Genomic DNA, 26,955 nt, shown 5'->3' with positions numbered 1-26,955 from the left:
AACTATGAAAACCCGCCACGGCGGGTTTTTTTTTTTCTGCGCCGCGCCCCGCCGTGTCTCCCAAACTGGCGGCGATTTCAGACGCTGATTCCCCGAATGGAGGGAGATAGGACTTCCTAGAATTCCGAAATCCCAATTCAGGCTTACGCGAAACCGAATCCACCATGTCTAACCCGGCCTATATTCAACAGCAAACCCAAGCGGACACGGGCCGCTTGACGCCAAGCCACTCTCCGCTGCACCTGCGCGCGACTGCCCATCTTTATGGTGTGGCCACTGTACCGCTGCACAATGCACGAGTGCTGGTGTTGGGTTGCGGGGCCGCCGAAGGACTACTACCGTTCGCCATGGCGTATCCACAGGCATATGTCGTCGGTGTCGATGCTGATGACGAAAAGGTGCAGCGCGGCCAGGCCATATCCAAACAGCTAAAGCTGGATAACGTCCAGCTGTATTGCAAGGATTACGCCAGTTTAAGCACTGACTTGGGCGAATTCGACTACATCATCGCCAGTGGCCTCTATAGTTACCTGCCCGGCGAAGCCGCCCAAGCCTTGCTGGAGACCTGCGCACAGCGCCTATCGCCACTAGGCTTGCTGTATGTGGACTACCACGTCTACCCCGGAGCAAAAGCTCAGGAGGTCATTCGCGACGCGATTCTTCTGCATGCCCACGCTGCGCAGACAAATGAAGAAGTCATCGCCAGCGCGCGATCGGCCATGACACTGTTCAAGGAAGGGTTGGCATCCGTGAATCCGATGGGGGTCGCCCTGTCGGCGACGCTGCGGCAGTTCGAATCCCAGTTTTCCAACGCCCCACCTCCGGACGGACGGAATCTGCTCGCCACGAACCCGTGCTATTTCATCGAATTCGCGGGCCGCGCCGCCGAGGCGGGCTTGGACTACGTTGGCGATAGCCTGGCATTGTCTGAAGTGCCGCTGAACTATGGCCAGGGAGTATCTCTGTCCAATAGCCTACTCACCATCGGTCAGCCCCCCACCGTCAAACAACAGTATCTCGACTTCGCCACGAGCCGGGGCTTCCGGCAGAGTTTGTGGATGTCGGCGGCGCGCGGCGTTGCGCAACAGCCCAGACTCGACCTGATGAGGATGCAAGGCTTGCGTTGGGCCTGCGGTCTGCAACGCTTGGCGGGATCTTCGCCGGAAAAAGGTATCACTTACGTCAATCACCTGGGCCAAGCCCTGAGTACCAGGGATGTCGCGGTGGAAATCATTGTCGACACGCTCGGCCACGTCTGGCCTGCGTCCACCCCATATGGGACGCTCCTGGCAGTACTCATGCATCGCTTGAAAAATGACGACTCTTCCGCAAGGAAACTTCTCGACGACGCGCTAAAGATACTACTTGAGAATAACGTCGCCCACTATTGCCTGGGCCTCGGTCCTTATGACACACCCGAGCCGGCGGATAACCGGGCATCCATCAAGGTGCTGTTCGCTTCCTGCCCCAATTTCAATCTTTGGAATGAGCCCGTCAAACTTCAACTGACGCCCACGCAGCAGGCCATGGGTCGCGCGTTGTCGGAAGGATTGAGCCTGGCGGCGTTGGCGCATATCGCTGCTCAAGACCAGCCAATAAATGCGCAAGGCCTTCAATTGGGCTCGTCGGAGGTATCAGAGCTTCTCTACCTCTTGCGCCGCTATGCCTTGGTCCAGGCCTCCGCTGGTGCTTGGAGCAAACTGCTGGAGGCCGGTCTGAAGTCCAGTGAAGGTTCGGCACCCTTGTGCGGGCTATACACCAGTGCGCTCGCCCGAATCAGCCTGGAAATCGGAGTTTTGTGCAGTAACGACGCCGAGTCCAAGCCCGCGCCTGCGCTGGTTGCGCAAGCGAACAAGATGCAAGAGCTGATTCGCCAGAACGCCTATCAGCAGGCAGAACCAATCGCCAGAAAACTGACAAACATCGCCCCAGGATTCGCAGATGCATGGGAAGTTCTGACGGCCTGTCTGTTCAATACCAATCAGGTGCACGAAGCGCTGATTGCTGCACTGAAAATGCTGCAGGCGGCCCCCGCCGATTTTCGATCCTACGTGCTGCTAGGTATCACCCTGGCTCGGCTTGACCGCTCCTCCGAAGCTATCAACGCCTGCCGCCGGGCGGTGGAACTTGCACCACATAACGCCCATACCCACTCCGGTTTGGGCGATGCGCTGAATGTGGAGCGCCGATACGCCGAAGCGCGCACCGCTTACGAGGAAGCGCTGAAGTGGGATCCCAAACACCGCAAGTCGCTGTTGAACCTTTGCAAGGTGCTTATCGATGGCGGGGATATCGTCGCGGCAGAGCAAGCGGCGCAAATCGCGGTCTCCGCATACCCAGACGCCGCAAGCGCGCACAGCAACCTGCTATTTGCGATCAATTATTCCCCTGACAAATCCGCCAGTGACGTTTATCTAGCTTATCAAAACAGCGATCGTCTGTTGTTTCAGCCATTGCGAGACAAATGGCGTCCCCATACCAATTCACGCCACCCAGCCCGTCGACTGAAGATCGGCTATGTTTCTCCTGATTTTAAGAAGCACTCGGGCAACAACTTTGTCGAGCCTCTACTCACCCATCACGACAGGCAGGCATTTGAGATTACCGCCTACGCGGAGCTTGCCGCTGAAGACGACGTCACCGCTCGATTCAAGACTTACTTCGACAAATGGGTACCAACTTCCCGGCTGAGCGATGCAGATCTAGCGGAGAAGATCCGGAGCGATGGCATCGACATCTTGATTGACCTGGCCGGACACACCCAAGGGAACAGGCTTGCCGTATTCGCCCGGAAGCCGGCCCCCATCTCCCTGACATGGATGGGATATGGTTACACGACGGGCCTGTCCGCAATCGACTACATCGTGCTGGATGAGGCAATGGCACCTTCCGGTAGCGAACCCCTGTTCTCGGAGAAGGTCCTGCGTTTGAGCACGGCGTGCGCCTACCGCCCGGCTACGGGCATGGGTGACGTTAGTGAGCTTCCCGCACTGCTTAACAGCGGAATCACCTTCGGCACACTGTCACGCGCCATTCGTATCAATCACCGCACCATTCGCACGTGGGCGGCAATCCTGCGCCAACTGCCCAACTCTACGCTGGTTGTGAATAGCGGCAGCTATCGAGATGCCGCCATGTGTGATGGCTTGGCCGCCCGTTTTGAAGCGTTGGGCGTCAACCGCCAAAGACTGTCCATCGGCTTTAACAGCCCGCCGTGGGATCTATTGCGCAGTATCGATATTGGCTTGGACTGCTTTCCCCACAACTCGGGCACGACCCTCATGGAATTCATCCATATGGGAATTCCGTACATCACCTTGGCGGATCGACCCAGCGTCGGCCGCTTGGGCAGTTCCATTCTTAAATCAGTCGGCTACGCCGACCTGATCTGCTCAACCGAGACGGAGTACATCGAGAAAGCGGTCGCGCTGGCCAGTGATGTGCCCGCGCTGTCCAACATTCGGATGAACCTGCGCAAGAAACTGCAAGCCAGCGTACTCATGAACGAAGTCGGCTTCGCCGGCGAGTTCGAAACCGAAATCAAGAGAATCTTCCTTCAATGGTGTGAGAGTCAAGCATGAAAGCCATCATCCTCGCTGGCGGTCTGGGTACCCGAATTTCGGAAGAAACTCAGGCGCGTCCCAAGCCCATGATCGAAATTGGCGGCCGTCCAATTTTGTGGCACATCATGAAAACCTATTCCACGCATGGCGTGAATGACTTTGTCATCTGCTGCGGATACAAGGGCTACATGATCAAGGAGTACTTCGCGAACTATTTCCTGCACATGTCCGATGTGACGTTCGACATGGCGGACAATCGCATGGAAGTACACCAACGAAAGGCTGAACCGTGGCGGGTGACGCTGGTCGACACGGGGGAAACAACCATGACTGGCGGCCGCCTGAAGCGCGTGGCGGATTACGTGAAGGAAGAAGAAGCGTTCTGTTTTACCTATGGTGATGGCGTATCTGATGTCAACATCAGCGCCTTGATCGCCTTTCACCGCGAGCACGGAAAGGCCGCCACGGTAACGGCCGTGCAGCCTCCAGGCCGTTACGGCGCCCTGCGCCGCGAAGGCAACCTAGTGACCGGCTTCACCGAAAAGCCCCGCGGCGACGGCGGCTTAATCAACGGCGGATTCTTTGTGCTATCGCCCAGCGTGCTTTCCTTGATCGAGAGCGATGACATGCCTTGGGAAGGCGTACCGTTGGAAACTCTCAGCCGCCAGGGCCAACTTCAGGCCTTTGAGCACCTGGGCTTTTGGCAGCCTATGGATACCCTACGCGACAAGAATCAGCTCGAACACCTGTGGGCCCAAGGAAATCCGCCGTGGAAAACATGGGCATAACGCAATTCGGAGGCACCTACGCAGGAGTTCCCGTCCTGGTCACCGGGCACACCGGCTTCAAAGGCAGCTGGTTGACGGCGTGGTTGGAGGTCTTGGGCGCGCGTGTCACCGGCTTCTCTTTGCCGCCCTCCTCTGAACCCAATCATTGGCGCCTCCTCACTCAAGACATACACGAGTTGCACGGCGATGTACGCAACTCCGCACAGGTCTCAGACGCCATGACACGGGCTCAGCCAGAAATCGTTTTCCATCTGGCAGCGCAGACTCTGGTGCGGGAGTCCTATGCCGACCCCCTAAAAAGCTGGTCCACCAACGTCATGGGAACAGCAAATGTTCTGCAAGCATGTCAGAACACCCCAAGCGTTCGCGCAGTTGTCATCGTGACCACGGACAAGGTTTACGCCAATCGCGAATGGCATTGGGGGTACCGCGAGAACGACGTATTGGGTGGACACGACCCGTACAGCGCGTCAAAGGCCGCTTGCGAAATCCTACTTGAAAGCTACCGAAAATCGTTCTGGAGCCGAAACCACTCCGTTCTTGTAGCGTCGGCTCGAGCTGGCAATGTGATCGGCGGGGGGGACTGGGCCGTGGATAGGTTAGTGCCGGATCTGGTCAGAGCGGTGTGTGAACAACGGAAGCTGGAGATACGTTCGCCAGCCTCCACGCGGCCGTGGCAACATGTTTTGGACTGCCTTTCCGGTTACCTAATGCTTGGCCAAAAATTGCTGGCCGGCGAAGCGGCGTACGCGGACAGTTGGAACTTTGGCCCACCCGCTGAAGACAATCGCAGCGTGGCAGAGTTTCTGGACATGTTGCAGCGCCATTGGCCAGGTCTGGCCTGGAGTACGACGTCATCCACGGGTCCACACGAAGCCGGATTGCTGCTACTGGATTGCTCCAAGGCGCGCAATATCTTGGGATGGCGCCCCGCGTTGCAGCTGGATGATGCGCTGGCAATGACCGCAAACTGGTATCGCCATCACCAACAAACCGGATATGCGATTTCTGGCGAACAATTACGCCACTATGTTGAGAAGGCCGCCGATGCTGGCTGCCAGTGGGCGGGAACATGAACGTAATCGAAACGCCTATCCCGGGCGCGTACGTGGTCCACACGCGCAAACTTGGGGACGAGCGCGGCACGTTTACGCGCCTCTTCTGCGCGCAAAGCCTTGCCGACATCATCGGACCACGGCAAATCATGCAGATCAACCAATCGCAAACATTGCGGACAGGCACTGTGCGTGGACTGCATTATCAAAACCCTCCCCACGCCGAGATGAAGCTCATACGTTGCATTCGGGGACGCGTGTGGGATCTGGTGGTTGATCTGCGCGCGGCATCGCCCACTTTCCTACGCTGGCACGCGCAGGAGCTTGATCCCAGGTCTGCAACGATGCTGGTGATTCCAGAGGGCTGCGCTCATGGTTTCCAGGCGATGGAACCGGACAGCGAACTGATCTATCTGCACACCGCGTTCTACACACCGGCATCGGAAGCGGGATTGCGCCACGACGACCCAAAACTGGCGATTCGCTGGCCCTTGCCCCCCGTCGAACTATCCCCGCGGGACAAGAGCCACCCCTTGATTCCCGATGATTTCGCAGGAATTCACCTATGAGATGCCGCCATTGCGCTACGCCTCTTTTGCAATCGCTGGTCGACTTGGGCGCAGCGCCGCCATCGAATGCGTATTTGACTGCCGCCGAAATGACGCAGCCCGAGACCTACTATCCGCTGAAGGTGCGAGTTTGCCACAACTGCTGGCTGGCGCAGACCGAAGACTACGCTTTGGCCGACGCGTTATTCACGAAAGACTACGCCTACTTTTCGTCGACATCCGCAAGCTGGCTGGCCCACGCCGCCCGCTATAGCGAGATGGCAATAGAGCGGTTTTCGCTGAATGAACAAAGTCTCGTTATTGAATTGGCCTCCAACGATGGCTACTTACTGAAGAACTTTGCCGCCGCGGACATTCCCTGCCTGGGCGTCGAACCCACAGCAAGCACGGCCGATGTGGCGCAGGCGCTGGGCATACCTGTTCTACGCGAATTCTTCGGCGAGGAGTTGGGTAAACGGCTTCAGAACAGCGGTCAACAGGCGGATCTGATTGTTGGCAACAACGTTTACGCGCATGTGCCGGACATCAACGATTTCACTCTCGGACTTAAGGCTGCCTTGAGGCCCGGAGGCACGATCACGCTGGAGTTTCCGCACCTACTTCGTCTGCTTTCGCATACACAGTTCGACACGATCTACCACGAGCACTACTCCTACCTGTCGCTCTACACGGTGGCGCGCATCTTCGCCACGTGCGGACTCCGCGTGACCGACGTGGAAGAATTGTCGACCCACGGCGGTAGCTTGCGCGTGTACGGCTGCCATGTTGACGATGGCCGGGCCGACAGTTCAGCCGTTGCCAACGTCCTGCAAATCGAAAGGCAGGCGGGCATGCAAGATCCCGGCGCTTACCTGACGTTCCAGACACGCGTGGACCAGATCAAAGACAATTTTGTCGAGTTTCTGATTCAGCAAAAACGATTGGGGAAGACGGTGGCTGCCTACGGCGCCGCGGCCAAGGGCAATACGCTGCTGAACTACGCAGGAATCAAATCGGACCTGTTGCCTTTCGTTTGCGATGCCGCCGCCTACAAGCAGGGAAAGTTCCTGCCTGGAAGCAGAATTCCGATTTTCCCGCCGGCAAAGTTGAAAGAGCTTCAACCCGACTATGTCGTGGTATTCCCATGGAACATCGTTGAAGAAGTCATTGGCCAGAATGAAAATATTCGTAGCTGGGGCGGCAAGTTCGTGACGGCGGTTCCTACCCTGGAAATCCGATGAGCGCGCGCATCCATTACACCAAGCCCTCGATTACCGAACTTGAGGTGGAATATGCCACCGACGCCGCCCGCCATGGCTGGGGCGAACGCTGCTACGAATACCTGGGCCGCTTCGAACGCCAATTCAAAGCACACGTGGCCACGGAATTCGCCATCGCCACGTCTAGCTGCACGGGCGCGCTACATATCGGCATGGCAGCTTTGGGAATTGGACCAGGCGATGAAGTCATCATGGCCGACACCAACTGGATCGCGAGCGCCGCACCCATTGTCCATCTTGGCGCCAAACCGGTGTTCGTAGATATTCTCCCCGATTCCTGGTGCCTCGATCCAGCGCGAGTACAGGCTGCCATTACGCCCCGCACCAAAGCGATCCTCGCCGTGCATCTCTATGGAAACCTCTGCGAGATGGACCGGCTATTGGCCATCGGTGAGCAATATGGCATACCGGTGATCGAGGATGCTGCCGAAGCGATTGGCTCGTCGTACCACGGCAACCGGGCGGGCAGCATGGGAATATTCGGAACGTTTTCCTTCCATGGAACGAAAACGGTTACGACAGGCGAAGGCGGCATGTTTGTCACTAACAACCCATCTCTCTATGAAGCCGCTATCACGCTGTCAAATCACGGCCGCCATGCCAGTCAGCCAAAGCAGTTCTGGCCTGATCTGCTCGGTTTCAAATACAAAATGTCGAACATCCAGGCTGCAATCGGCTGCGCGCAGCTTGAACGTATCGACGAACTCATTGAGGGCAAACGGCGCGTGTTCGCGACATATCAAGCAGGGCTGAAGGATCTGCCCGGTGTGACATTGAATCCCGAGCCCGGCGGCACGCAGAATGGATTCTGGATGCCGACCGCAGTTTTTCATACTCAGTTGGGGATTAAGCGTAAAGACCTGCAAGCCGCTTTGAACCCGGAAGGCATTGATGCCCGGGTTTTTTTCCACCCCCTATCCAGTCTGCCGATGTTTGACGCTTGCCCGAAGAATACCAATGCCTATGACATTCCGGAACGCGCCATCAATCTCCCCAGCTACCACGATATGACACAAGCGGATTTGGATCGCGTCATTGCGGTGGTTAGGAAACTGTACGGAGCGGCCACTCGTGAACCGTGATCTGACCGACTGTCAACCCTGCGTGGTGGTTTCCCAGCCCATGTACTTCCCGTGGGTTGGCATGCTTGAACAAATCAAGCATGCGGATGTTTTTGTCCACTACGACGACGTGCAGTTTGCACGCGGCTTTTTTAATCGTGTGCAGATCAAGACGCGCACGGGAATCAGCTGGTTGACTGTACCCTTGGCAGGCCAAAGGCGCGGGCAGTTGATCAACGAAGTCCAGATTGATTACCGCACGGACTGGAGGCGCAGCCATCTCAGCCAGTTGAGCCAGGCCTACGAAGACTCGCCATTCAAAGCTGACATGCTTGCGCTGATTGACTCTGTACTGTCAGCTAGGCACCAGAGCCTGGCTTGCCTCGCCCGGGCCTCGATGGACGCGCTGGTAGCGTACTTCCCTGTGATCGGCGCCGAGACAACTTTCATGACGGCATCGAAGATGAACGTCCCGGGAACCAGTACACAACGGCTCATAGACTTGTGCCTTGCGCTGAAAGCCGCCACCTACCTGACCGGCCATGGCGCTCGCAACTACCTGGACCATGAAGCCTTTGAAGCCCACGGCATTGACGTGAGCTATATGAACTATGGCTGCGCAGCGTATGCGCAATTGCATGGCACCTTTACCCCTTACGTCAGCGCGTTGGATTTGATTGCCAACCTTGGACCGGATGGCGTTGCCAAAATCAGGGGGCAAGCCGTGCCATGGCGCAGCTTCCTGGCTCGATCCACCGAATAAGAGCTTAGTCTATGAAAAAAGATCTAAATGCCGTGTCATCCGAGTATCGCCCCAATGGAGCGACCGAAATCGAAAACAACTTGATGTTGAACTGGTATCCGCATCGGATCATCGATCGATTCAACCATGCCGGCGCCTTGCTGGAACTCGGACTGGGTCACGGCTATACCTCCCGCATATTCGCGCAGGCTTGCGAGCGACATGTGATTATCGACGGCGCCAGCGAAGTCATTGATCAATTCGTCCAGAACACCCCAGACTTTAAAGGTGAGATCGTTGAAGCCTACTTTGAAGACTACACGCCGATAGAGCAGTTCGACGTCATCGTAATGGGCTTTATTCTGGAACATGTCGATGATCCAGATCTAATTTTGAAACGCTATCGCCAATTCCTGAAACCTGGCGGAAAGCTGTATGTGGCGGTGCCCAACGGGAAATCGATGAACCGTCGCCTGGGCCTCGAATTAGGAGTGATCGACGACATATACAGCTTGAATGCCAATGACATTGCGCTGGGACATCAGCGACAATACTGCCGGCAAACGCTTACCGAGGCGGTTCAGCGAACAGGCTATCGCGTCACTTACGAAGAAGGCATCTACTTGAAGCCTTTGCCGCTAGCCGTGCTTAAAACACTCGACGATTTCGATGCGAACCTTCAGGCTATGCTGCGAGTCGGCATTGACTTCCCGGATCTTTGCGTCGCATTGCTAATGGAACTGGACGCACAATGACCAAGCATGCTTGGCAGGCTGGAGCTCAAAGCGCGGAAATACCGATCGCGGTCACCGGGGTGGGCGCAATCATTGGCCAGGGAATTATCAAGAGCCTGCGCCAAAGCGGACATCGCGTCCGCGTTATCGGCGTGGACCGGAACGACAATTCCCCGGGCCCTCATCTTTGCGATGCCTTCGAGAAGAAGCCCGAAGCGCCCGAAGACAGCCAAGCGTATCTGGACTATTGGGAGAGGATCGTCCGGAAGCACGGCATCACCTTGATTCTGCCAGGTCTGGAAATCGACATGGCGTTCCTCAACCGCCACCGCGAGTTCTTTGCCGCGCTTGGAGTCAGGCTTGCGTTGAACTCAACTCGACTCATCAGCGTCACAGCCGACAAATGGAATTTCGGTCTGGCTCTCGATGCCATGGGCTACCCGGCTATCCCATCAGCGCGCCCGGAGTCATGGGCGGATGCTACCCAGGCGCTCGGCTCAGCGCCGCTAATACTCAAGCCCCTTCATGGCAATGGCTCTCGCGGAATTGTTGTGCTCAAAGACGAGGACGACTTCAACTATTGGCGAGCCAAGTCTGTAACGCCGTGGATGCTCCAACGCATCGTAGGCGAAGCAAATGAAGAATATACCGTCGGCGTATTCGGCCTTGGGGATGGACGGCACGTTGGGCCGTTGACTTTCCGGCGCCTACTGTCAAGCGCAGGTAACACTTTGGCTGCGGAAGTCGTGCAAGATCACGACGTCATCAACGATGCGACTGAGGTTCTTTGCCAATATTTCCAACCCTTGGGACCCACGAATTTCCAGTTCCGGGTGGAAGGTAAACACGCCTATCTTCTGGAAATCAACCCGCGCTTTTCAAGCAGTAATTCACTGCGCACCGCGTTCGGCTTTAACGAGGCCGAAATGGCAATTCAGTTTTATCTTTTTGACGTCGAGCCAGCCGAGCCCCGCATAACGGCAGGCAAAGCTTGGCGTTACACCGAAGACTACGTCATCCATGCTAGCCATTCTCTCTGATATACACGGTAATTTTCCGGCGCTCCAGGCGGTCGTGGCGGATGCCAAGGCACGCGGCTGCACGCGCTTCATCTCATTGGGTGACGTAGCCGGCTATTACGCACAGCCCGGAGAATGCATCGACCTGCTGCGGGAGCTTGATGCGCCCAACGTATTGGGCAACCACGATAGCTACATAACGATGGATCAGAACTGCCCCCGTTCGCGCGTCGTAACCCAGATTATCGATTATCAGAAGACCATTCTGAGCGCAGATCAGGTGGAGTGGCTAAGGGCGTCGCAAGATTTCATCCGCGAACCCGGACGCCTGTTTTTACATGGGGGGCCACAAGATCCGCGCGACCAGTATCTATACAAAATATCCAAAGACGTGATCCCCGCCGATGTACAACTGCTGTGCTCCGGTCATACGCATGTGCAAGTACTGGCCACCTTTGGTCAGCAACGCTACTGCAATCCCGGTTCCGTCGGGCAGCCTCGCGATGGCGATTGCCGCGCCGCCTACGCGACCTTGGACGGCGACAGAATTCAGTTGCACCGCGTGCCGTACGACATTGCCCGCACTACTGAAAGGATGAAAGCCGCGGGCTTCGAACCATTTTGCTATGAAAATCTTTACAAGGGCGCGCAGATCGGCGGAAGAGTCGATAGCGTCACGTTAATCGAGACATCCGAGAATTAAGACTATGGACGCAATCAATCAATTCAATATTGAAGTGCAGGAAAATATAAAACGCCTGGGAGAGGACCGGACGCTGGCGGCAGACACGCTCGCCTGGATGATACGAGCAGGTACTACCGGCGCCTACACCTACAATTTCCAATGGTTAGGCCGCCCTATCATCCAGTATCCGCAAGACATTCACGCGATGCAGGAACTTATCTGGAAAACTCGCCCAGACGTGATCGTCGAAACCGGCATCGCCCACGGCGGTTCGCTTGTCATGAGCGCGTCAATGCTTGCCATGTTGGACTACTGCGATGCGCAATTGAACCGGATGCCGTTGATGCCGGGGGTTTCAAGCCGTCACGTCATCGGCGTGGATATCGATATCCGGTCGCACAACCGGCAAGCCATTGAAGCTCATCCCATGAGCCACTTGATCAGGATGGTCGAGGGCTCAAGTATCGCTCAAGACATTGTCCAGCAAGTGCGGGATCTGGTGGGCGATGCGAAACGCGTGCTGGTCTGCCTGGATTCGAACCACACCCATGACCACGTGCTTGCGGAATTGGAAGCGTATGCCCCGATGGTGACGCCTGGAAGCTATTGCGTTGTGTTCGATACGGTCATCGAAGATATGCCGCCCGAGCTTTGTGTGCATCGTCCCTGGGGCCAGGGCAATAGCCCGAAATCAGCGGTTCGCTCCTGGTTGCCCCAACATCCTGAGTTTCAACAGGATCTGAGCATTCAACACAAACTTCAGATCACCGTGGCCGAAGATGGCTTCCTCAGGCGCGTCTCCTGATCAGCCTGCCCTTATGCGAAGCGAACGCTTCGGTGAGTCCGCCGGAACGGGTCGACAGCGCTGTGTTCTACGATTCGCGGCTAAAAGTCGCTGAACCAGGAATGCGACCTGATCGGCCACCCATTCGCACTGAATCACCAGCGACACAATCTACGTTGCCCCATGTCTCAGGTGCGCGTCGAATTCGCGCCAAACCACCCTTTTCTCCTTCTATTCGCCTTTTGAGGAGCCCACTGCTTACGCCATAATTGCCGCCGCCCGCTTTTGTATCTATATTTTTCAGACCATGACCGCCACGCCCCCCGATCCACTCGCTACGCAGCACGACAGCAATACGGATCTCGAAGATCAGGCGCCGGTCGATGCGCAGACATTGCGTCTGCGCGAAGAGAACCGCGCACTGCGCGATTTGTTGGCGGCCCAAGTCCACGCCGCCCTGCCCCAGCCAGCCCGGGAAGCCGGCGGGTCGCGGCGCTTGTGCTGGTGGCTGATTTCGGCCCCGGGCGCGGCGCTGGTAGGCTGGCGACGCTTGCTGAGCCGTGATGATGCGCTGCCCATCACGGGGCGGCGCGTGGGGTCGGCGACGTTGACCGTGCTCTACACCTTGGCCATCTACGGTGCGCTGGTGCTATTGATTGTGTCGTGGAATGCCCCGAACAACGGGATTACCGGCGCCACTGCGGCCAGCCCTGTCCGCGTGCCGCTGATGCCCCCGACCGCATTGCCGGCCGATGAGCCGCCCAGCGAATGGGAGCCCGATGCGTTGGCGTCCCCTGCTCTGACTGCACCCGAGGCGCCGCCGAAACCGGACCCAGCGTCCGGAGCGAAACTCGAAACGAAAGCCGAAGCAAAGCCCGAAGCGGCTACGCCGGCCGCGGATGAATCGGCCACAACGGCGGTTGCCCTCCCCGCGTCGCGTCCGGAATCCAGGACGGCCGCCGACACCACTCCGGCGCCTGCCATAAGCGGCCCGCATTCGACCTTGCGTGTCATCGAAATCCCGGCGCGGGATCCCCTTGCGTGGGTCAAGGGGTTGCAGACAGAGTTATCCCGATGCGCCGAGTTGGGGTTCTTTGACCGCCCCGATTGCGCCTGGGCGGCTCGCAACCAGTTCTGTGAAGCGAACCATGGCTGGGGCATTGTGAACGAATGCCCGGCGCGGCCCTAGGCCATCGCTTGGGTGCGATGCGCACGATGTCAAACGCCCGCCACGTACGAGCACGACAATCCTGTGCATCAAACTGAAAATGTACGCAATAATGCAAACACTTTCGGCCTACACTTCTCTCTTTTTAGGATACTGTGACCATGGATTCCATCAACAACACCGTCAACACGCGCTGGCTTTGAAGGACGCGAATGTGGTCCAGGAAGTGCAGGCCACCGTGCTCAAGAAGGCGCTGAACGCGCAAGCCGATACGGTCGCAACGTTGATGCAATCCGTGGCGCCGATGGCGATTGATAGCACGCTGGGTTCGCGCATCAATACCCAGGCCTGACGCGCACGCGTTCAGTCCCACGGCGCCGCCCACCTACGCGGCCAGCCGATAAAAAAAGCGCCGGACCCTGAACAGGGTCGGCGCTTTTTGTTTGCCGTTGCGTAACGTGAGGCGGCCAAGCCGCCCCACCGGCAATTACTTCTTCTTCATCGGCGGCAAGTCCGTGCAGACGCCTTCCGCCACTTCCGCCGCCATGCCCACCGATTCACCCAGCGTCGGGTGCGGGTGGATGGTCTTGGCGATGTCGACGACGTCGGCGCCCATTTCCACCGCCAGGGCCAGTTCGCTGATCAGGTCGCCGGCGTGGGTGCCCACGATGCTGCCGCCCAGGATGCGATGCGTTTCCGCGTCGAAAATCAGCTTGGTGAAGCCTTCGTCGCGGCCGTTGGCGATGGCGCGGCCGGAGGCGGCCCACGGGAACACGCCCTTCTCGATCTTGATGCCTTGCTTCTTGGCTTCGTCTTCGGTCAGGCCCACCCATGCCACTTCCGGATCGGTGTAGGCCACCGACGGAATGACGCGCGCGTCAAAGAACGACTTCTGGCCGGCGGCGGCTTCCGCTGCCACGTGGCCTTCGTGCACGGCCTTGTGCGCCAGCATCGGCTGGCCGACGATGTCGCCAATGGCGTAGATGTGCGGCACGTTGGTGCGCATCTGGCGATCGACCTCGATGAAACCGCGGTCGGTCACGGCGATGCCGGCCTTGTCGGCGCCGATCTTCTTGCCGTTGGGGCTGCGGCCCACGGCTTGCAGAACCAGGTCGTAGCGTTGCGGTTCCTTGGGCGCGCCCTCGCCTTCGAAGGTGACGTAGATGCCGTCTTTCTTGGCTTCGGCGCCCACGGTCTTGGTCTTCAACATGATGTTGTCGAAGCGATAGGCGTTTTTCTTCTGCCAGACCTTGACGAGGTCGCGGTCAGCGCCTTGCATCAGGCCGTCCAGCATTTCGACGACGTCCAGGCGTGCGCCCAGCGTGGAGTACACCGTGCCCATTTCCAGGCCGATGATGCCGCCGCCCACGATCAGCATCTTCTTGGGTACTTCACGCAGCAGCAATGCGCCGGTGGAGTCGACGACGCGGTCGTCCTTGGGCATGAAGGGCAGCTTCACCGACTGGCTGCCGGCCGCGATGATGGCTTGCTTGAAGCGCAGCGTCTGGCTCTTGCCGTCGGCCGACGTCACGGTCAGGTGGTTGGCATCGGCGAATTCGCCCACGCCCGTCACCACGGTGACCTTGCGGGCCTTGGCCATGCCGGCCAGGCCGCCGGTCAGCTTGGCGACCACGCTGTCCTTGTAGCCGCGCAGCTTGTCCAGGTCGATCTTGGGCTCGCCAAAGCTGATGCCGTGGGCAGCCAGCTCGCGGGCTTCGTCGATGACGGCGGCGTTGTGCAACAGCGCCTTGGACGGGATGCAGCCCACGTTCAGGCAGACACCGCCCAGCGTGGCGTAGCGTTCGACCAGGACCACGGACAGGCCCAGGTCGGCGGCGCGGAAGGCGGCGGAATAGCCGCCGGGGCCCGCGCCCAGCACCAGCATGTCGTATTCACCGTCGGCTGAACCCTTGAAGGTTGCCGCCGCCGGGGCAGGCGTCGCGGCCTTCGGGGCAGGCGCCGCAGCAGCCGCAGCTTGCTTGGGTGCCTCGGCGGCCTTGGGTGCGTCCTTGGCGGCCGGCGCAGCGGCGGCGTCCGCCGCCTCCACTTCCAGCACGACCGCGCCTTCGGCAACCTTGTCGCCCACCTTGACCGCAATGGATTTCACCACGCCGCCTTGCGACGCGGGGATTTCCATCGACGCCTTGTCCGACTCAACGGTGATCAGGCTTTGTTCGGCCTTGATCGTGTCGCCCACGGCGACCAGCACTTCGATGACTTCCACTTCCTTGAAGTCGCCGATGTCCGGCACTTTGATTTGAACGGTATTGCTCATAGGGCTCCCCGTTTACAGCGCGATGCGGCGGAAGTCGGCCAGCAAGGCGCCCAGATAGGCGTTGAAGCGGGCAGCGGAGGCGCCGTCGATGACGCGGTGGTCGTACGACAGCGACAGCGGCACCATCAGGCGCGGCACGAACTGCTTGCCGTCCCAGACGGGCTTGTGCGCGGAACGCGACACACCCAGGATGGCCACTTCGGGCGCGTTGATGATCGGCGTGAACGACGTGCCGCCGATACCGCCCAAGGACGAAATCGAGAAGCAGCCGCCCTGCATTTCAGCGGGCGAGATCTTGCCGTCGCGCGCCTTCTTGGACAGGTCCGTCATTTCTTGCGCGATCTGCAAGATGCCCTTCTTGTCGGCGTCGCGAATCACCGGCACGACCAGCCCGTTGGGCGTGTCGGCAGCGAAACCGATGTGGTAGTACTGCTTGAGCACCAGGTTGTCGCCGTCCAGCGACGCGTTGAACTCGGGGAATTTCTTCAAGGCGGCGACCACGGCCTTGATCAGGAAGGCCAGCATCGTGACCTTGACGCCCGACTTCTCGTTTTCCTTGTTCAGCGTGACGCGCAGCGCTTCCAGGTCGGTGATGTCCGCTTCGTCGTTGTTGGTGACGTGCGGGATCATGACCCAGTTGCGGTGCAGGTTCGCGCCGGAAATCTTCTTGATGCGCGACAGCGGCTTGGCTTCGATCGGGCCGAACTTGGTGAAGTCGACCTTCGGCCACGGCAACAGGCCCAGCGCGGCGCCATCGGCCGAACCACCGGCAGCGGCGGTTGCGGGGCCGGCGGCCAGCGCCTGCTTGACGAAACCGCGCACGTCGTCGGCGGTGATGCGTTCCTTGGGACCCGAACCCTTGACCTTGCTGAGGTTTACGCCCAGCTCGCGCGCGAACTTGCGCACGGACGGCGACGCGTGGGGCAGTTGGCCCGGCTTCAGGTTGGGGTCTTCCAGCGCGGCGGCGGGTGCCGGACGCGACGCAGGGGCGGCGGCGGGTGCGTCAGCCTTGGACTCTGCTTTCGCTTCGGTCTTGGCTTCGGCCTTGGCTTCCGGCTGGGCTTCAGCCTTGGCAGCAGGGGCAGCGCCGGCGTCGCCTTCAACGACGACCACCACCGAACCCTTGGCAACCTTGTCGCCAACCTTGACCTTCACTTCCTTGACCACGCCGCCTTGCGAGGCCGGGATCTCCATCGAGGCCTTGTCGGACTCCACGGTGATCAGGCTTTGCTCGGCCTTGATGGTGTCGCCCACGGCGACCATTACTTCGATGACTTCCACTTCCTTGAAGTCGCCGATGTCGGGCACTTCGATATTGACCGGGCCGCTGCTGGCAGCGGGCGCGGCGGCTTGCGCCTTGGCGGCGGGAGCTGCGGCAGCAGCCTGCTTCGGCGCTTCCTTGGCAGCGGCCTTGGGGGCCTCTTCCTTGGCGGCCGGGGCGGCGCCCGAGCCTTCGGCTTCGGCTTCCACTTCCAGCACGACCGCGCCTTCGGCAACCTTGTCGCCCACCTTTACAGAGATGGACTTCACCACGCCGCCTTGCGACGCGGGAATTTCCATCGACGCCTTGTCGGACTCGACGGTGATCAGGCTTTGTTCGGCCTTGATCGTGTCGCCCACTGCCACCAACACCTCAATGACTTCCACTTCCTTGAAGTCGCCGATATCGGGAACCTTGATTTGCACGATGTTGCTCATGTCTCTTTACCCTCAGGCGTATTGCGGGTTGGCTTTGTTCGGATTGATGCCGTACTTCTTGATGGCTTCCGCCACCTTGGCCATCGGAACCTTGCCTTCGTCTGCCAGTGCGCGCAGCGCGGCGACCACGACAAAGTGGCGATCCACTTCGAAGTGCTCACGCAGCTTGGCGCGGAAGTCCGAGCGGCCGAAACCGTCGGTGCCCAGCACCTTGTATTCGCGGCCCTTGGGCACGAACGGACGGATCTGGTCGGCAAAGAGCTTCATGTAGTCGGTCGACGCGATGATCGGGCCTTCCGTCTTGGCCAGCTGTTCCGTGACGTAAGCCACTTGCGGCTTTTTCTCGTCAGGGTGCAGCATGTTGTGGCGCTCGGCGTCCAGGCCGTTGCGGCGCAGTTCGGTGAAGCTGGTGACGCTCCACAGATCCGATGCCACGCCCCAGTCGGCGTCCAGCAGTTCTTGCGCCGCCATGACTTCGCGCAGGATCGTGCCCGAGCCCATCAGCTGCACGCGGTTCTTGCCCTTGCCGTGCGTCTTCAGCTTGTACATGCCCTTGATGATGCCTTCCTCGTCGCCCTGGGTCAGACCGGGCTGCGGGTAGTTTTCGTTCATCACCGTCAGGTAGTAATAGACGTTTTCCTGGTCTTCCACCATGCGCTTCAAGCCATGCTGGATGATCACGGCCAGCTCATGGCCGAACGTCGGGTCGTACGACACGCAGTTCGGGATGGTGGACGCCAGGATGTGGCTGTGGCCGTCTTCGTGCTGCAAGCCTTCGCCGTTCAGCGTCGTACGGCCGGCAGTGCCGCCCAACAGGAAGCCGCGCGCCTGCATGTCGCCCGCCGCCCAGGCCAGATCGCCAATGCGCTGGAACCCGAACATCGAGTAGTAGATGAAGAACGGAATCATGATGCGGTTGTTCGAGGAATACGACGTGGCCGCCGCGATCCACGAGCTCATTGCGCCCGCTTCGTTGATGCCTTCCTGCAGCAGCTGGCCGTCGGCCGACTCCTTGTAGTACATGACCTGGTCCTTATCGACCGGGATGTACTTCTGGCCTTCCGGCGCATAGATGCCGATCTGGCGGAACAGGCCTTCCATACCGAAGGTACGCGATTCGTCGGCCAGGATCGGCACCACGCGCGGACCCAATTCCTTGTCGCGCAGCACTTGGTTCAGGATGCGAACGAAGGCTTGCGTGGTGGAAATTTCACGGCCTTCGGCAGTGGGTTCCAGCACGGCCTTGAAGGCGTCCAGCGCGGGGGCCTTGAGCTGCTCGTCGGCCTTGGCGCGACGGCGCGGCAGATAGCCGCCCAGCGCGGCGCGGCGCTCGTGCAGGTACTTCATTTCGGGCGAATCTTCGGCCGGCTTGAAGTACGGCAGGTCTTCCAGCTTGTCGTCCGGAATCGGGATCCCGAAGCGATCGCGGAATTCGCGGATGGATTCCAGTTCCAGCTTCTTTTGCTGGTGGGTCGGGTTCTTGGCCTGGCCCACGTGGCCCATGCCGTAGCCCTTGATGGTCTTGGCCAGGATGACGGTGGGTTGCCCGGTGTGGCTGGTGGCGGCGTCGAACGCGGCGTACACCTTGTGGGGGTCGTGGCCGCCACGGTTCAGGCGCCAGATGTCTTCGTCGCTCATGCGCGAGACGGCTTCCAGCAGCTTGGGGTGCTTGCCAAAGAAATGTTCACGGACGAACTTGCCGTCGTTGGCCTTGTACGCCTGGTACTCGCCGTCCACGGTTTCTTCCATGATCTGGCGCAGGATGCCTTCCTTGTCGTGCGCAAGCAGCGGATCCCAGTAACCGCCCCAGATCAGCTTGATGACGTTCCAGCCCGAACCGCGGAAGTCGCCTTCCAGTTCCTGGATGATCTTGCCGTTGCCGCGCACCGGGCCGTCTAGGCGTTGCAGGTTGCAGTTCACCACGAAGATCAGGTTGTCGAGCTTTTCGCGCGCGGCCAGGGCGATGGCGCCCAGCGATTCCGGTTCGTCCATTTCGCCGTCGCCGCAGAATACCCAGACCTTGCGGTTGCTGGTGTCGGCAATGCCGCGGGCGTGCAGGTACTTCAGGAAGCGGGCTTGATAGATGGCCATCAGCGGGCCCAGGCCCATCGACACCGTCGGGAATTGCCAGAAATCCGGCATCAGCTTCGGGTGGGGATAGGACGACAGGCCCTTGCCGTCCACTTCCTGGCGGAAGTGGTTCAGCTGTTCTTCGGTCAGGCGGCCTTCAAGGTAGGCGCGGCCGTACATGCCGGGCGACGTGTGGCCCTGGAAGTAGACCAGGTCACCGCCGTGGTTTTCGTCTTCGGCGTGCCAGAAGTGGTTCTGGCCGCAGCCGATCATGGTGGCCAGCGAGGCAAACGATGCGATGTGGCCGCCCAGGTCGCCGCCGTCCGGCGGGTTGTGCTTGTTGGCCTTGACGACCATGGCCATGGCGTTCCAGCGCACATACGAGCGGATACGCGTTTCCAGTTCCAGGTTGCCCGGATGCGCGGGCTCCAGGCCCGGCGGAATCGTGTTGACGTAAGCGGTATTCGGCGAGAACGGGATGTGGGCACCCGAACGACGCGCTTCGTCGATCAGGCGTTCCAGCAGGTAGTGCGCGCGCTGCGGCCCTTCGCGATCAAGGACTGCCGCCAGGGCTTCGAGCCACTCCTGGGTTTCAAGGGTGTCTTCGTCGTTGGCAGCCTGCGGGGCGCCAGCCTGGGCGAAAGAGGACATCGTGTGTCTCCTGTTGGGGTTCGTCGTGACCACACCCGCTTGATGGTTCAACTCGCGGACTCTGCATGGTAGCCGGGATCATCCGGGCTACCATGTCAGGCATGGGTCGGGGTGTTTTTCTAGAGACCTGCTTTGGGTCGGTTCCCTATCAGCCGGCATTCTAAGAAAGAAGATTAACCGGTCGCAAGGAAAATTTCATGTTGCGGTACGGCATTTCATAATGCGAAATGTTGACCATCCGCTGAACGGCCTCTGACGCGTCTTTTTATGGCCTAGGCCAAAAGCAGGGCTTGATTCCCGGCAATTCCCGCCCAACACGCACTAAAATGCGCGGTCTATCTGGCCCGAATTCCATGTCCAGCGCGCCCAAGTCCAATATTCCTACGCCGTTCCACGATCACGCCCGCACTCGCCGCCGCGGCGTGTATTGGGTCACGCCTGCCATGGTGCTGATCCTGTACATCTGTGTGATGGGGGTGTTCTTCTGGCTGCAACGCATTCATGACGATAGCGTCATGTTTGTGACGATCGACCAGGAAATGCGCCAGCAGCGCCTGATATGGGTGGTGCTGGCATTGTCCTGCGTGATCGTCATCAGCCTGTTGATGCTGTGGCGCTATACCCGCTTTCGATCCACCGCCGAAGCCGCGCTCATCGCCGAGACCGGCTTTCGCCGCGCCATGGAAAATTCCATGTCCACCGGCATGCGCGTGCTGGATATGGAAGGCCGCATCGCCTACGTGAACCCGGCGTTCTGCCGCATGATCGGCTGGAACGAAGCCGACCTGATCGGCCGCAGCCCGCCCTTTCCTTATTGGGTGCCCGGCCGCCATGAACAACACCAGCACACGCTGGACGTGCTGATGTCGGGCAAGACGCCCAGCAGCGGCCTGGAAGTGGAAGCGCAACGCCGCGACGGCTCGCGCTTCACCGCGCGCATGTATGTGTCGCCGCTCTTGGACCCGAACGGCAACCAGATCGGCTGGATGACGTCGATGACCGACATCACCGAACCCAAGCGCATCCGCGAAGCCCTGACGGCCGCGCACGAACGCTTCATGACCGTGCTGGAAGGCCTGGACGACGCCATCTCGGTCACGGCGGACACCCACGACGGCCTGGAACTGCTGTTTGCCAACCGCACCTATCGCCGCGTATTCGGCGCGCAGACGGGCGGCCACGACGAATTGCTGGCCGGCCGCCGTGGCCGCTTCACCGATGAATCCGTGGAAGTGTTCGCGCCGTCGGTGCAGCGCTGGTTTGAAGTGCACCACCGCATGCTGGCCTGGACGGACGGCCGCCGCGTGCGCATGCAGGTGGCGCGCGACATCACCGAGCGCCGTGGCCACGAAGAAGCGTCCCGCGTGCAGCAGGAAAAGATTCAGCTGACCAGCCGCCTGACGACGATGGGCGAAATGGCCTCGTCGCTGGCGCACGAACTGAACCAGCCGCTGACCGCCATCGCCAACTACAGCATGGGCGCGGTGGCCTTGGTCAAGGCCGGCCACACCAGCCCCAACATGCTGCTACCCGCGCTGGAAAAAGCCGCGTCGCAGGCCGAACGCGCGGGCAAGATCATCAGCCGCATCCGCGAATTCGTGAAGCGCAGCGAGCCGCGCCGCCAACGCGTGGCTATCGGCCGCATTGTCGACAACGCCATCGGCTTTGCCGAAATCGACGCCCGCAAGCGCCGCATCCGCATCGACAGCTTCGTGCCGTCGAATGCGCCCGACGTGCTGGCCGACCCCATCCTGATCGAACAGGTGCTGTTGAACCTGCTCAAGAACGGGCTGGAAGCCATGGAAAACAGCGAATCGGACGAATTGAAAGTCGCCGTGATCCTGCACGAGCAACATATAGAAGTGGCCGTGGTGGACCGCGGCCATGGCCTGGCCGAGCCCGAACGCCTGTTCGAACCGTTCTTCAGCACCAAGACCCAGGGCCTGGGCATGGGGCTGAACATCTGCCGTACCATTATTGAATCGCACCATGGCCGCCTGTGGGCGGACCCCAACCCCGCTGGCGGTACTATTTTCCGCTTTACCCTGCCCTGCGCTGCTTCCCAGCCGCAGGCCCAGAATGATCAGTCCGAGGAGTTGCACGCATGAACACGCCCCACCTGTCGAGCACGGTATTCATAGTTGACGACGACGAAGCGGTCCGCGATTCGCTGCGCTGGCTGTTGGAAGCCAATGGCTATCGCGTTCGCGCCTATGCCAGCGGCGAATCCTTCCTGGAAGACTACGACGCCAGCCAGATCGGCGTGCTGATCGCCGACGTGCGCATGCCCGGCATGAGCGGCCTGGAACTCCAGGAGCAGCTTATCGCCCGCAACGCGCCGCTGCCCATCGTCTTCATCACTGGCCACGGCGACGTGCCCATGGCCGTTTCCACGATGAAGAAAGGCGCCGTCGACTTCCTGGAAAAGCCCTTCAACGAATCGGACCTGCGCGAGATCGTTGCGCGCATGCTTGAGCAAGCCACGCAGCGCGTGTCCAAGCACCAGGCCCAAAAGGACCACGAAGCCATGCTGGCACGCCTGACCGCGCGCGAGCAGCAGGTGCTGGAGCGCATCGTCGCCGGCCGCTTGAACAAGCAGATTGCCGACGACCTGGGCATCAGCATCAAGACCGTCGAGGCGCACCGCGCCAACATTATGGAAAAACTGGAAGTGACTACCGTTGCTGATTTGATGAAAGTGGCCTTGGCCAAACCCGAGGCGCATGCATGACCGCCAGGATTATTGACGGCGCGGCCCTGTCGCTGCGCATTCGTGAAGAAGTCGCCCAGCGCGTCGCCACCCTGGCGGCCAAGGGCACGCGCCCGGGTTTGGCCGTGGTGCTGGTGGGCGCGGACCCCGCGTCCCAGGTTTACGTGCGCAACAAGGTTGCCGCCTGCGAAAAAGCCGGCCTGCATTCCGTCAAGGAACAGTACCCGGCCGAGATGACCGAGGCCGAATTGCTGGCCCGCATCGCCGTGTTGAACCAGGACCCCACCATCCACGGCATCCTGGTGCAGTTGCCGCTGCCCAAGCACATGGATGCCCACAAGGTCATCGAAGCCATTTCGGCCGAGAAGGACGTGGACGGCTTTCACATCAGCAACGCCGGCCTGCTCATGACCGGCCAGCCGCTGTTCCGCCCCTGCACGCCCTACGGCGTGATGAAGATGCTGGAATCGGAAGGCGTGACGCTGCGCGGCGCGGAAGCCGTGATCGTCGGCGCCAGCAACATCGTCGGCAAGCCGATGGCCATGTTGCTGCTTGCCGCCGGCGCCACCATCACCATCTGCAATTCCAAGACGCGCGACCTGGCGGCCCAGACCCGCCGCGCCGACGTCCTGGTGGTGGCCACCGGCAAGCCCGGCATGATCGACGGTTCGATGATCAAGCCCGGCGCCGTGGTCATCGACGTGGGCATCAACCGTGGCGAAGACGGCAAGCTGTGCGGCGACGTGGACTTCGTGTCCGCCAAGGAAGTTGCCGGCGCCATCACGCCCGTGCCGGGTGGCGTGGGCCCCATGACCATCGCCATGCTGCTGGTCAACACGGTCGAGGCCGCCGAACGCGCGGCGGGCTGACACGTTCCAGACCCATCACAAGGGCAATGCGCAGGCCGCCAACGGCTGCGCGTTGCCCTTGCCGCATGTGGGCTTGACTGCCCTTGCTTTCGGGCGGATCGTCCCTATCTGATCCTTATGTCTTTGCGGCCCCGCGTGCCTTCGTTGGGCACCGTGCTGGGTCCGCCCCGCCTTTTCACATCCCGATCCCGGTAACACCATGACCCAGAACCCCTTGCTTGCCCCCGTTTCCGATCTGGTCGACTACGCGGCCGTCAAGCCCGAGCACATCGTGCCGGCCGTGGAAGAACTGCTGGGCATCGCCCGCAAGGCCGTGGACCACGCCGCCGATGCCGCGCTGGCGCCCACCTGGGACGCCGTGGTGGAACCGCTGGACACCGCCTCTGAACGCCTGTGGCGCGCCTGGTCGGTGGCCGGCCACTTGAACGCTGTCGTCAACACGCCCGAACTGCGCGAAGCCTATAACGCCGCGCTGCCGCTGATCACCGAATTTTCAACCTGGGTCGGGCTGCACGAAGGCCTGTACCAGCAATACCAGCGTCTGGCCGCCGCGCCCGACTTTGCATCGTGGTCGCCCGTGCGCCGCCGCATCGTCGACATGGCGCTGCGCGACTTCCGCTTGAGCGGCGTGGAATTGCAAGGCGCCGACCGCGAACGCTACGCGCAGATCTCCGACCGCGAAGCGCAGGCGTCGCAGAAGTTTTCCGAGAACGTGCTGGACGCCATCGACGCCTGGTCGCTGCTGGTGGACGATGAATCGCGCCTGGCCGGCATCCCGGCCGATGTGCTGTCCGCCGCCCGCGCCGCCGCCGAAGAAGACGGCAAGACGGGCTGGAAGCTGACCCTGAAAATGCCCTGCTACCTGCCCGTGATGCAGTACGCGCAAGACCGCACGCTGCGCGAAGCGCTGTATCGGGGCTACGGCACCGTGGCATCCGAACAAGGCGATGCCAAGTTCGACAATTCCCCCCTGATCGAAGAGCTGCTGTCGCTGCGCGCCGAAGAATCCGGCCTGCTGGGCCTGGGCACCTACGCCTCGCTGCGCTTGCAGACCCGCATGGCGCGCGACGCCGGCGAAGTCACCGTCTTTTTGCGTGACCTGGCCGCCCGCGCCAAACCGTTTGCGCAACGCGACCTGGCTGAACTTAAGGCCTACGCCACGGGCGAACTGGGCCTGGACGAGCTGCAACCCTGGGACGTGGCCTTTGCTTCGGAACGCCTGCGCGAATCGCGCTATGCGTATTCCGAAGACGAAGTGAAGCAGTACTTCACCGAACCGCGTGTGCTGGCCGGCCTGTTCGACGTCATCGAAAAACTGTTCGACGTGCGCCTGACCGAAACGCCCGTCTCCACCTGGCACAGCGACGCGCGCGGCGTGCGCGTCGAGCGCGCGGATGGCGGCTTGATCGGCTATCTGTACCTGGACCTGTATGCCCGCTCGGGCAAGCAAAGCGGCGCCTGGGTCGACAGCGAACGCGCCCGCCGCGTCGTCGCCGGCCACGTGCAAACGCCCGTGGTCTACCTGACCTGCAACTTCTCGCGCCCCAACGGCGACCGCGCCGCCGTGCTTACGCACGACGACGTCATCACGCTGTTCCACGAAACCGGCCATGCGCTGCACGCGCTGCTGTCCGAGGTGGACGAACCCGGCGCGGCGGCCTTCGCCAGCGTTGAATGGGATGCCATCGAACTGCCGTCGCAGTTCATGGAGAACTTCTGCTGGGAATGGGCCGTGGTGCAAAAGCTGTCGGCGCACGTGGACACCGGTGAGCCGCTGCCGCGCGCGCTTTACGACCGCCTGGTCGCCGCGCGCAATTTCCAAAGCGGCATGCAGGCGGTGCGCCAGATCGAATTTGCCCTGTTCGACATGTTGATGCACGACCGCCCCAACGGCGCCACCATTACGGAAGTGCTGGCGCTGTTGCAGGAAGTGCGCCAGGAAGTGGCCGTGCTGTTCCCGCCGTCCTGGCATCGTCTGCCGCACGCGTTTTCGCACCTGTTCGCCGGCGGCTACGGCGCGGGCTACTACAGCTACAAGTGGGCGGAAGTGCTGTCGGCCGACGCGTACGAGGCCTTCGAGGAAGCCGCGGCCAAGCAGCCGGGCAACCCCTTGGGCACGCTGGACCCGGAAACCGGCGCGCGCTTCCGGCGCGAAGTGCTGGCCGTGGGCGGCTCGCGCCCGGCGGCCGAATCGTTCGCCGCGTTCCGCGGCCGCGCGCCTCGCATCGACGCCCTGCTGCGCCACAGTGGAATGAGCGGCAGCTGATCGCCCTGCCCCGCGCAGAAAAGCCCGCAGCGGTTGCAATCCGCTGCGGGCTTTTTTTCGCCTGCGCCTGCGCCTGCGCCTAGGGCTACGGCTACGGCTAGGGCTACGGCTACGGCTAGGGCTTCGACTTCGACTTCGGCTTCGACTTCGACTTCGGCTTCGACTTCGACTTCGACTTCGACTTCGACTTCGGCTTCGACTTCGCTTCGCCTTTCCCCGTCGCCTACGCCTGCGTCTGCGCAAACATCGGCTCGTCCGGACGACGCGCCGACACCACCAGCCAGCGTCCATACACCGACTGATCCGACCCGGCCTGCTTCCAGAAGCGACGCACGTCTTCGTTCTCGGCCCCCTTCACCCGGCCTCGGTAATACAGGCGCGACGGCACGGCCAGCAGACGCTCGATCATGCGCTTGGGCTTGGGCTCGTTGACTTCATGCAGCGTAATGTCCGTGTAGCCGTAATGCGTCAGCAGCAGGTGCAGTTGCGGAAAGCTGAACGGAAAATACGCGATGTAATCCACGCCGCGCTGCTTGCCCACCATGGGGCGAAAGCCGGAATGAAACCCGCGCATCAGAAATTGCCACCGGGACCGCAGATACCACGTATTCGGGGTGGTGACGATCAAGGTACCGCCCGGCCGCAGCGCCTGGTACAGGCTCTGCGCCAGCACGCCCGGGTTGGTCATCAGGTGGATCGCCTCGCAGCACACCACCGCGTCGTAGGCGGTGTCCACCTTCAGGGGCGTGTCCAGATCGTGCTCGGTGACTGACTGATAGCCGGCGTCGGCGGGCGGAAATTCCCACAGGCCTACGCCGTCCACGGCAATTTGCCGGCTGCCCTGGGCCGAGAGCATATCGCCCAGCCAGCCTGTTCCGCAGGGCGCGTCCAGCACGCGGCCGGCGTTGCGGTTATGCAGGATGTCGATTACTGCGGGGTAATACGGGAACAACGGATAACGAATTGCCGTGCCGGATGCCATATCCACG

21 protein-coding genes are annotated in these 26,955 nt (G+C 60.8%); 17 read left to right on the top strand and 4 right to left on the bottom strand.

All coding sequences use genetic code 11. From position 1 onward, the window contains the following. The first annotated feature begins 164 nt into the window (after nucleotides 1-164). From KYT87_RS11115 to KYT87_RS11055, 13 genes are all read left to right on the top strand, one after another. The gene (locus KYT87_RS11115) at nucleotides 165-3,581 is read left to right on the top strand and encodes a methyltransferase domain-containing protein (protein WP_219992249.1); all 3,417 of its coding nucleotides are present in this window, start codon (nucleotides 165-167) and stop codon (nucleotides 3,579-3,581) included. Further along, nucleotides 3,578-4,351, top strand: coding sequence for a glucose-1-phosphate cytidylyltransferase (gene rfbF, locus KYT87_RS11110; RefSeq protein WP_219992248.1), 774 nt, complete (start codon nucleotides 3,578-3,580; stop codon nucleotides 4,349-4,351). Before KYT87_RS11115 ends, rfbF begins: the two co-directional genes overlap by 4 nt. Further along, nucleotides 4,342-5,427, top strand: coding sequence for a CDP-glucose 4,6-dehydratase (rfbG, locus tag KYT87_RS11105; protein WP_219992643.1), 1,086 nt, complete (start codon nucleotides 4,342-4,344; stop codon nucleotides 5,425-5,427). Before rfbF ends, rfbG begins: the two co-directional genes overlap by 10 nt. Beyond that, nucleotides 5,424-5,975 carry a dTDP-4-dehydrorhamnose 3,5-epimerase family protein gene (locus tag KYT87_RS11100; RefSeq protein WP_219992247.1) on the top strand — a complete coding sequence of 184 codons (552 nt, stop codon included), beginning with the start codon at nucleotides 5,424-5,426 and terminating at the stop codon, nucleotides 5,973-5,975. Before rfbG ends, KYT87_RS11100 begins: the two co-directional genes overlap by 4 nt. Then, entirely contained in the window at nucleotides 5,972-7,195 is a 1,224-nt protein-coding gene (locus tag KYT87_RS11095; protein WP_219992246.1) for a class I SAM-dependent methyltransferase, read from the top strand. The genes KYT87_RS11100 and KYT87_RS11095 overlap by 4 nt, the downstream gene beginning before the upstream one ends. Continuing rightward, on the top strand, nucleotides 7,192-8,316 hold the full coding sequence (locus KYT87_RS11090) for a DegT/DnrJ/EryC1/StrS aminotransferase family protein (RefSeq protein ID WP_219992245.1): 1,125 nt from the start codon (nucleotides 7,192-7,194) through the stop codon (nucleotides 8,314-8,316). The genes KYT87_RS11095 and KYT87_RS11090 overlap by 4 nt, the downstream gene beginning before the upstream one ends. Continuing rightward, on the top strand, nucleotides 8,306-9,058 hold the full coding sequence (locus tag KYT87_RS11085) for a WbqC family protein (protein ID WP_255594071.1): 753 nt from the start codon (nucleotides 8,306-8,308) through the stop codon (nucleotides 9,056-9,058). Before KYT87_RS11090 ends, KYT87_RS11085 begins: the two co-directional genes overlap by 11 nt. An 11-nt stretch (nucleotides 9,059-9,069) precedes the next feature. Next, entirely contained in the window at nucleotides 9,070-9,792 is a 723-nt protein-coding gene (locus tag KYT87_RS11080) for a bifunctional 2-polyprenyl-6-hydroxyphenol methylase/3-demethylubiquinol 3-O-methyltransferase UbiG (RefSeq protein ID WP_219992244.1), read from the top strand. Further along, nucleotides 9,789-10,811, top strand: a complete 1,023-nt coding sequence (locus tag KYT87_RS11075) for an ATP-grasp domain-containing protein (RefSeq protein WP_219992243.1) — start codon at nucleotides 9,789-9,791, stop codon at nucleotides 10,809-10,811. Before KYT87_RS11080 ends, KYT87_RS11075 begins: the two co-directional genes overlap by 4 nt. Next, nucleotides 10,792-11,493, top strand: a complete 702-nt coding sequence (locus tag KYT87_RS11070; protein WP_219992242.1) for a metallophosphoesterase — start codon at nucleotides 10,792-10,794, stop codon at nucleotides 11,491-11,493. The genes KYT87_RS11075 and KYT87_RS11070 overlap by 20 nt, the downstream gene beginning before the upstream one ends. Before the next feature lie 4 nt (nucleotides 11,494-11,497). Continuing rightward, a complete protein-coding gene (locus KYT87_RS11065) occupies nucleotides 11,498-12,280 on the top strand; it encodes a cephalosporin hydroxylase family protein (RefSeq protein ID WP_219992241.1) in 783 nt (260 codons plus the stop codon). Between the two features lie 286 nt (nucleotides 12,281-12,566). Beyond that, nucleotides 12,567-13,448, top strand: coding sequence for a hypothetical protein (locus KYT87_RS11060; protein WP_219992240.1), 882 nt, complete (start codon nucleotides 12,567-12,569; stop codon nucleotides 13,446-13,448). Nucleotides 13,449-13,626: 178 nt separating this feature from the next. After that, a complete protein-coding gene (locus tag KYT87_RS11055; RefSeq protein WP_255594070.1) occupies nucleotides 13,627-13,779 on the top strand; it encodes a putative motility protein in 153 nt (50 codons plus the stop codon). Between the two features lie 135 nt (nucleotides 13,780-13,914). Here the strand turns inward: KYT87_RS11055 and lpdA are convergent, their stop codons facing one another. Genes lpdA through aceE form a run of 3 tightly spaced genes read right to left on the bottom strand, consistent with a single transcriptional unit; the run spans nucleotide 13,915 to nucleotide 20,121 of the window. Next, entirely contained in the window at nucleotides 13,915-15,702 is a 1,788-nt protein-coding gene (gene lpdA / locus KYT87_RS11050) for a dihydrolipoyl dehydrogenase (RefSeq protein ID WP_219992239.1), read from the bottom strand. 12 nt (nucleotides 15,703-15,714) lie between these two features. Beyond that, nucleotides 15,715-17,400: a dihydrolipoyllysine-residue acetyltransferase gene (gene aceF, locus KYT87_RS11045; RefSeq protein WP_219992238.1), complete on the bottom strand. Its 1,686-nt coding sequence runs from the start codon at nucleotides 17,398-17,400 to the stop codon at nucleotides 15,715-15,717. 12 nt (nucleotides 17,401-17,412) lie between these two features. Then, nucleotides 17,413-20,121: a pyruvate dehydrogenase (acetyl-transferring), homodimeric type gene (gene aceE / locus KYT87_RS11040; protein ID WP_046806424.1), complete on the bottom strand. Its 2,709-nt coding sequence runs from the start codon at nucleotides 20,119-20,121 to the stop codon at nucleotides 17,413-17,415. Between the two features lie 353 nt (nucleotides 20,122-20,474). Here aceE and KYT87_RS11035 point away from each other — a divergent pair, with 353 nt between their 5' ends. The 4 genes from KYT87_RS11035 (at nucleotide 20,475) to KYT87_RS11020 (ending at nucleotide 25,966) form a co-directional block, all read left to right on the top strand. Continuing rightward, a complete protein-coding gene (locus tag KYT87_RS11035; RefSeq protein ID WP_006219004.1) occupies nucleotides 20,475-22,229 on the top strand; it encodes a PAS domain S-box protein in 1,755 nt (584 codons plus the stop codon). Continuing rightward, nucleotides 22,226-22,852 (top strand): response regulator transcription factor, encoded by a 627-nt coding sequence (locus KYT87_RS11030; RefSeq protein ID WP_006219003.1) that lies wholly within the window; start codon nucleotides 22,226-22,228, stop codon nucleotides 22,850-22,852. Before KYT87_RS11035 ends, KYT87_RS11030 begins: the two co-directional genes overlap by 4 nt. Next, on the top strand, nucleotides 22,849-23,700 hold the full coding sequence (gene folD, locus KYT87_RS11025) for a bifunctional methylenetetrahydrofolate dehydrogenase/methenyltetrahydrofolate cyclohydrolase FolD (RefSeq protein WP_219992237.1): 852 nt from the start codon (nucleotides 22,849-22,851) through the stop codon (nucleotides 23,698-23,700). Before KYT87_RS11030 ends, folD begins: the two co-directional genes overlap by 4 nt. A 199-nt stretch (nucleotides 23,701-23,899) precedes the next feature. After that, a complete protein-coding gene (locus KYT87_RS11020; protein WP_219992236.1) occupies nucleotides 23,900-25,966 on the top strand; it encodes a M3 family metallopeptidase in 2,067 nt (688 codons plus the stop codon). A 223-nt stretch (nucleotides 25,967-26,189) separates the two neighbouring features. Here the strand turns inward: KYT87_RS11020 and KYT87_RS11015 are convergent, their stop codons facing one another. Further along, nucleotides 26,190-26,948 (bottom strand): bifunctional 2-polyprenyl-6-hydroxyphenol methylase/3-demethylubiquinol 3-O-methyltransferase UbiG, encoded by a 759-nt coding sequence (locus tag KYT87_RS11015; RefSeq protein WP_185975411.1) that lies wholly within the window; start codon nucleotides 26,946-26,948, stop codon nucleotides 26,190-26,192. Nucleotides 26,949-26,955 lie beyond the last annotated feature (7 nt).

This window comes from Achromobacter sp. ES-001, from assembly GCF_019448355.1.
In the GTDB taxonomy this organism is placed as follows: domain Bacteria; phylum Pseudomonadota; class Gammaproteobacteria; order Burkholderiales; family Burkholderiaceae_B; genus Achromobacter; species Achromobacter spanius_B.
Note: the sequence above shows the minus strand (reverse complement) of the source record. Positions and strands in the feature narration are given on the sequence as shown.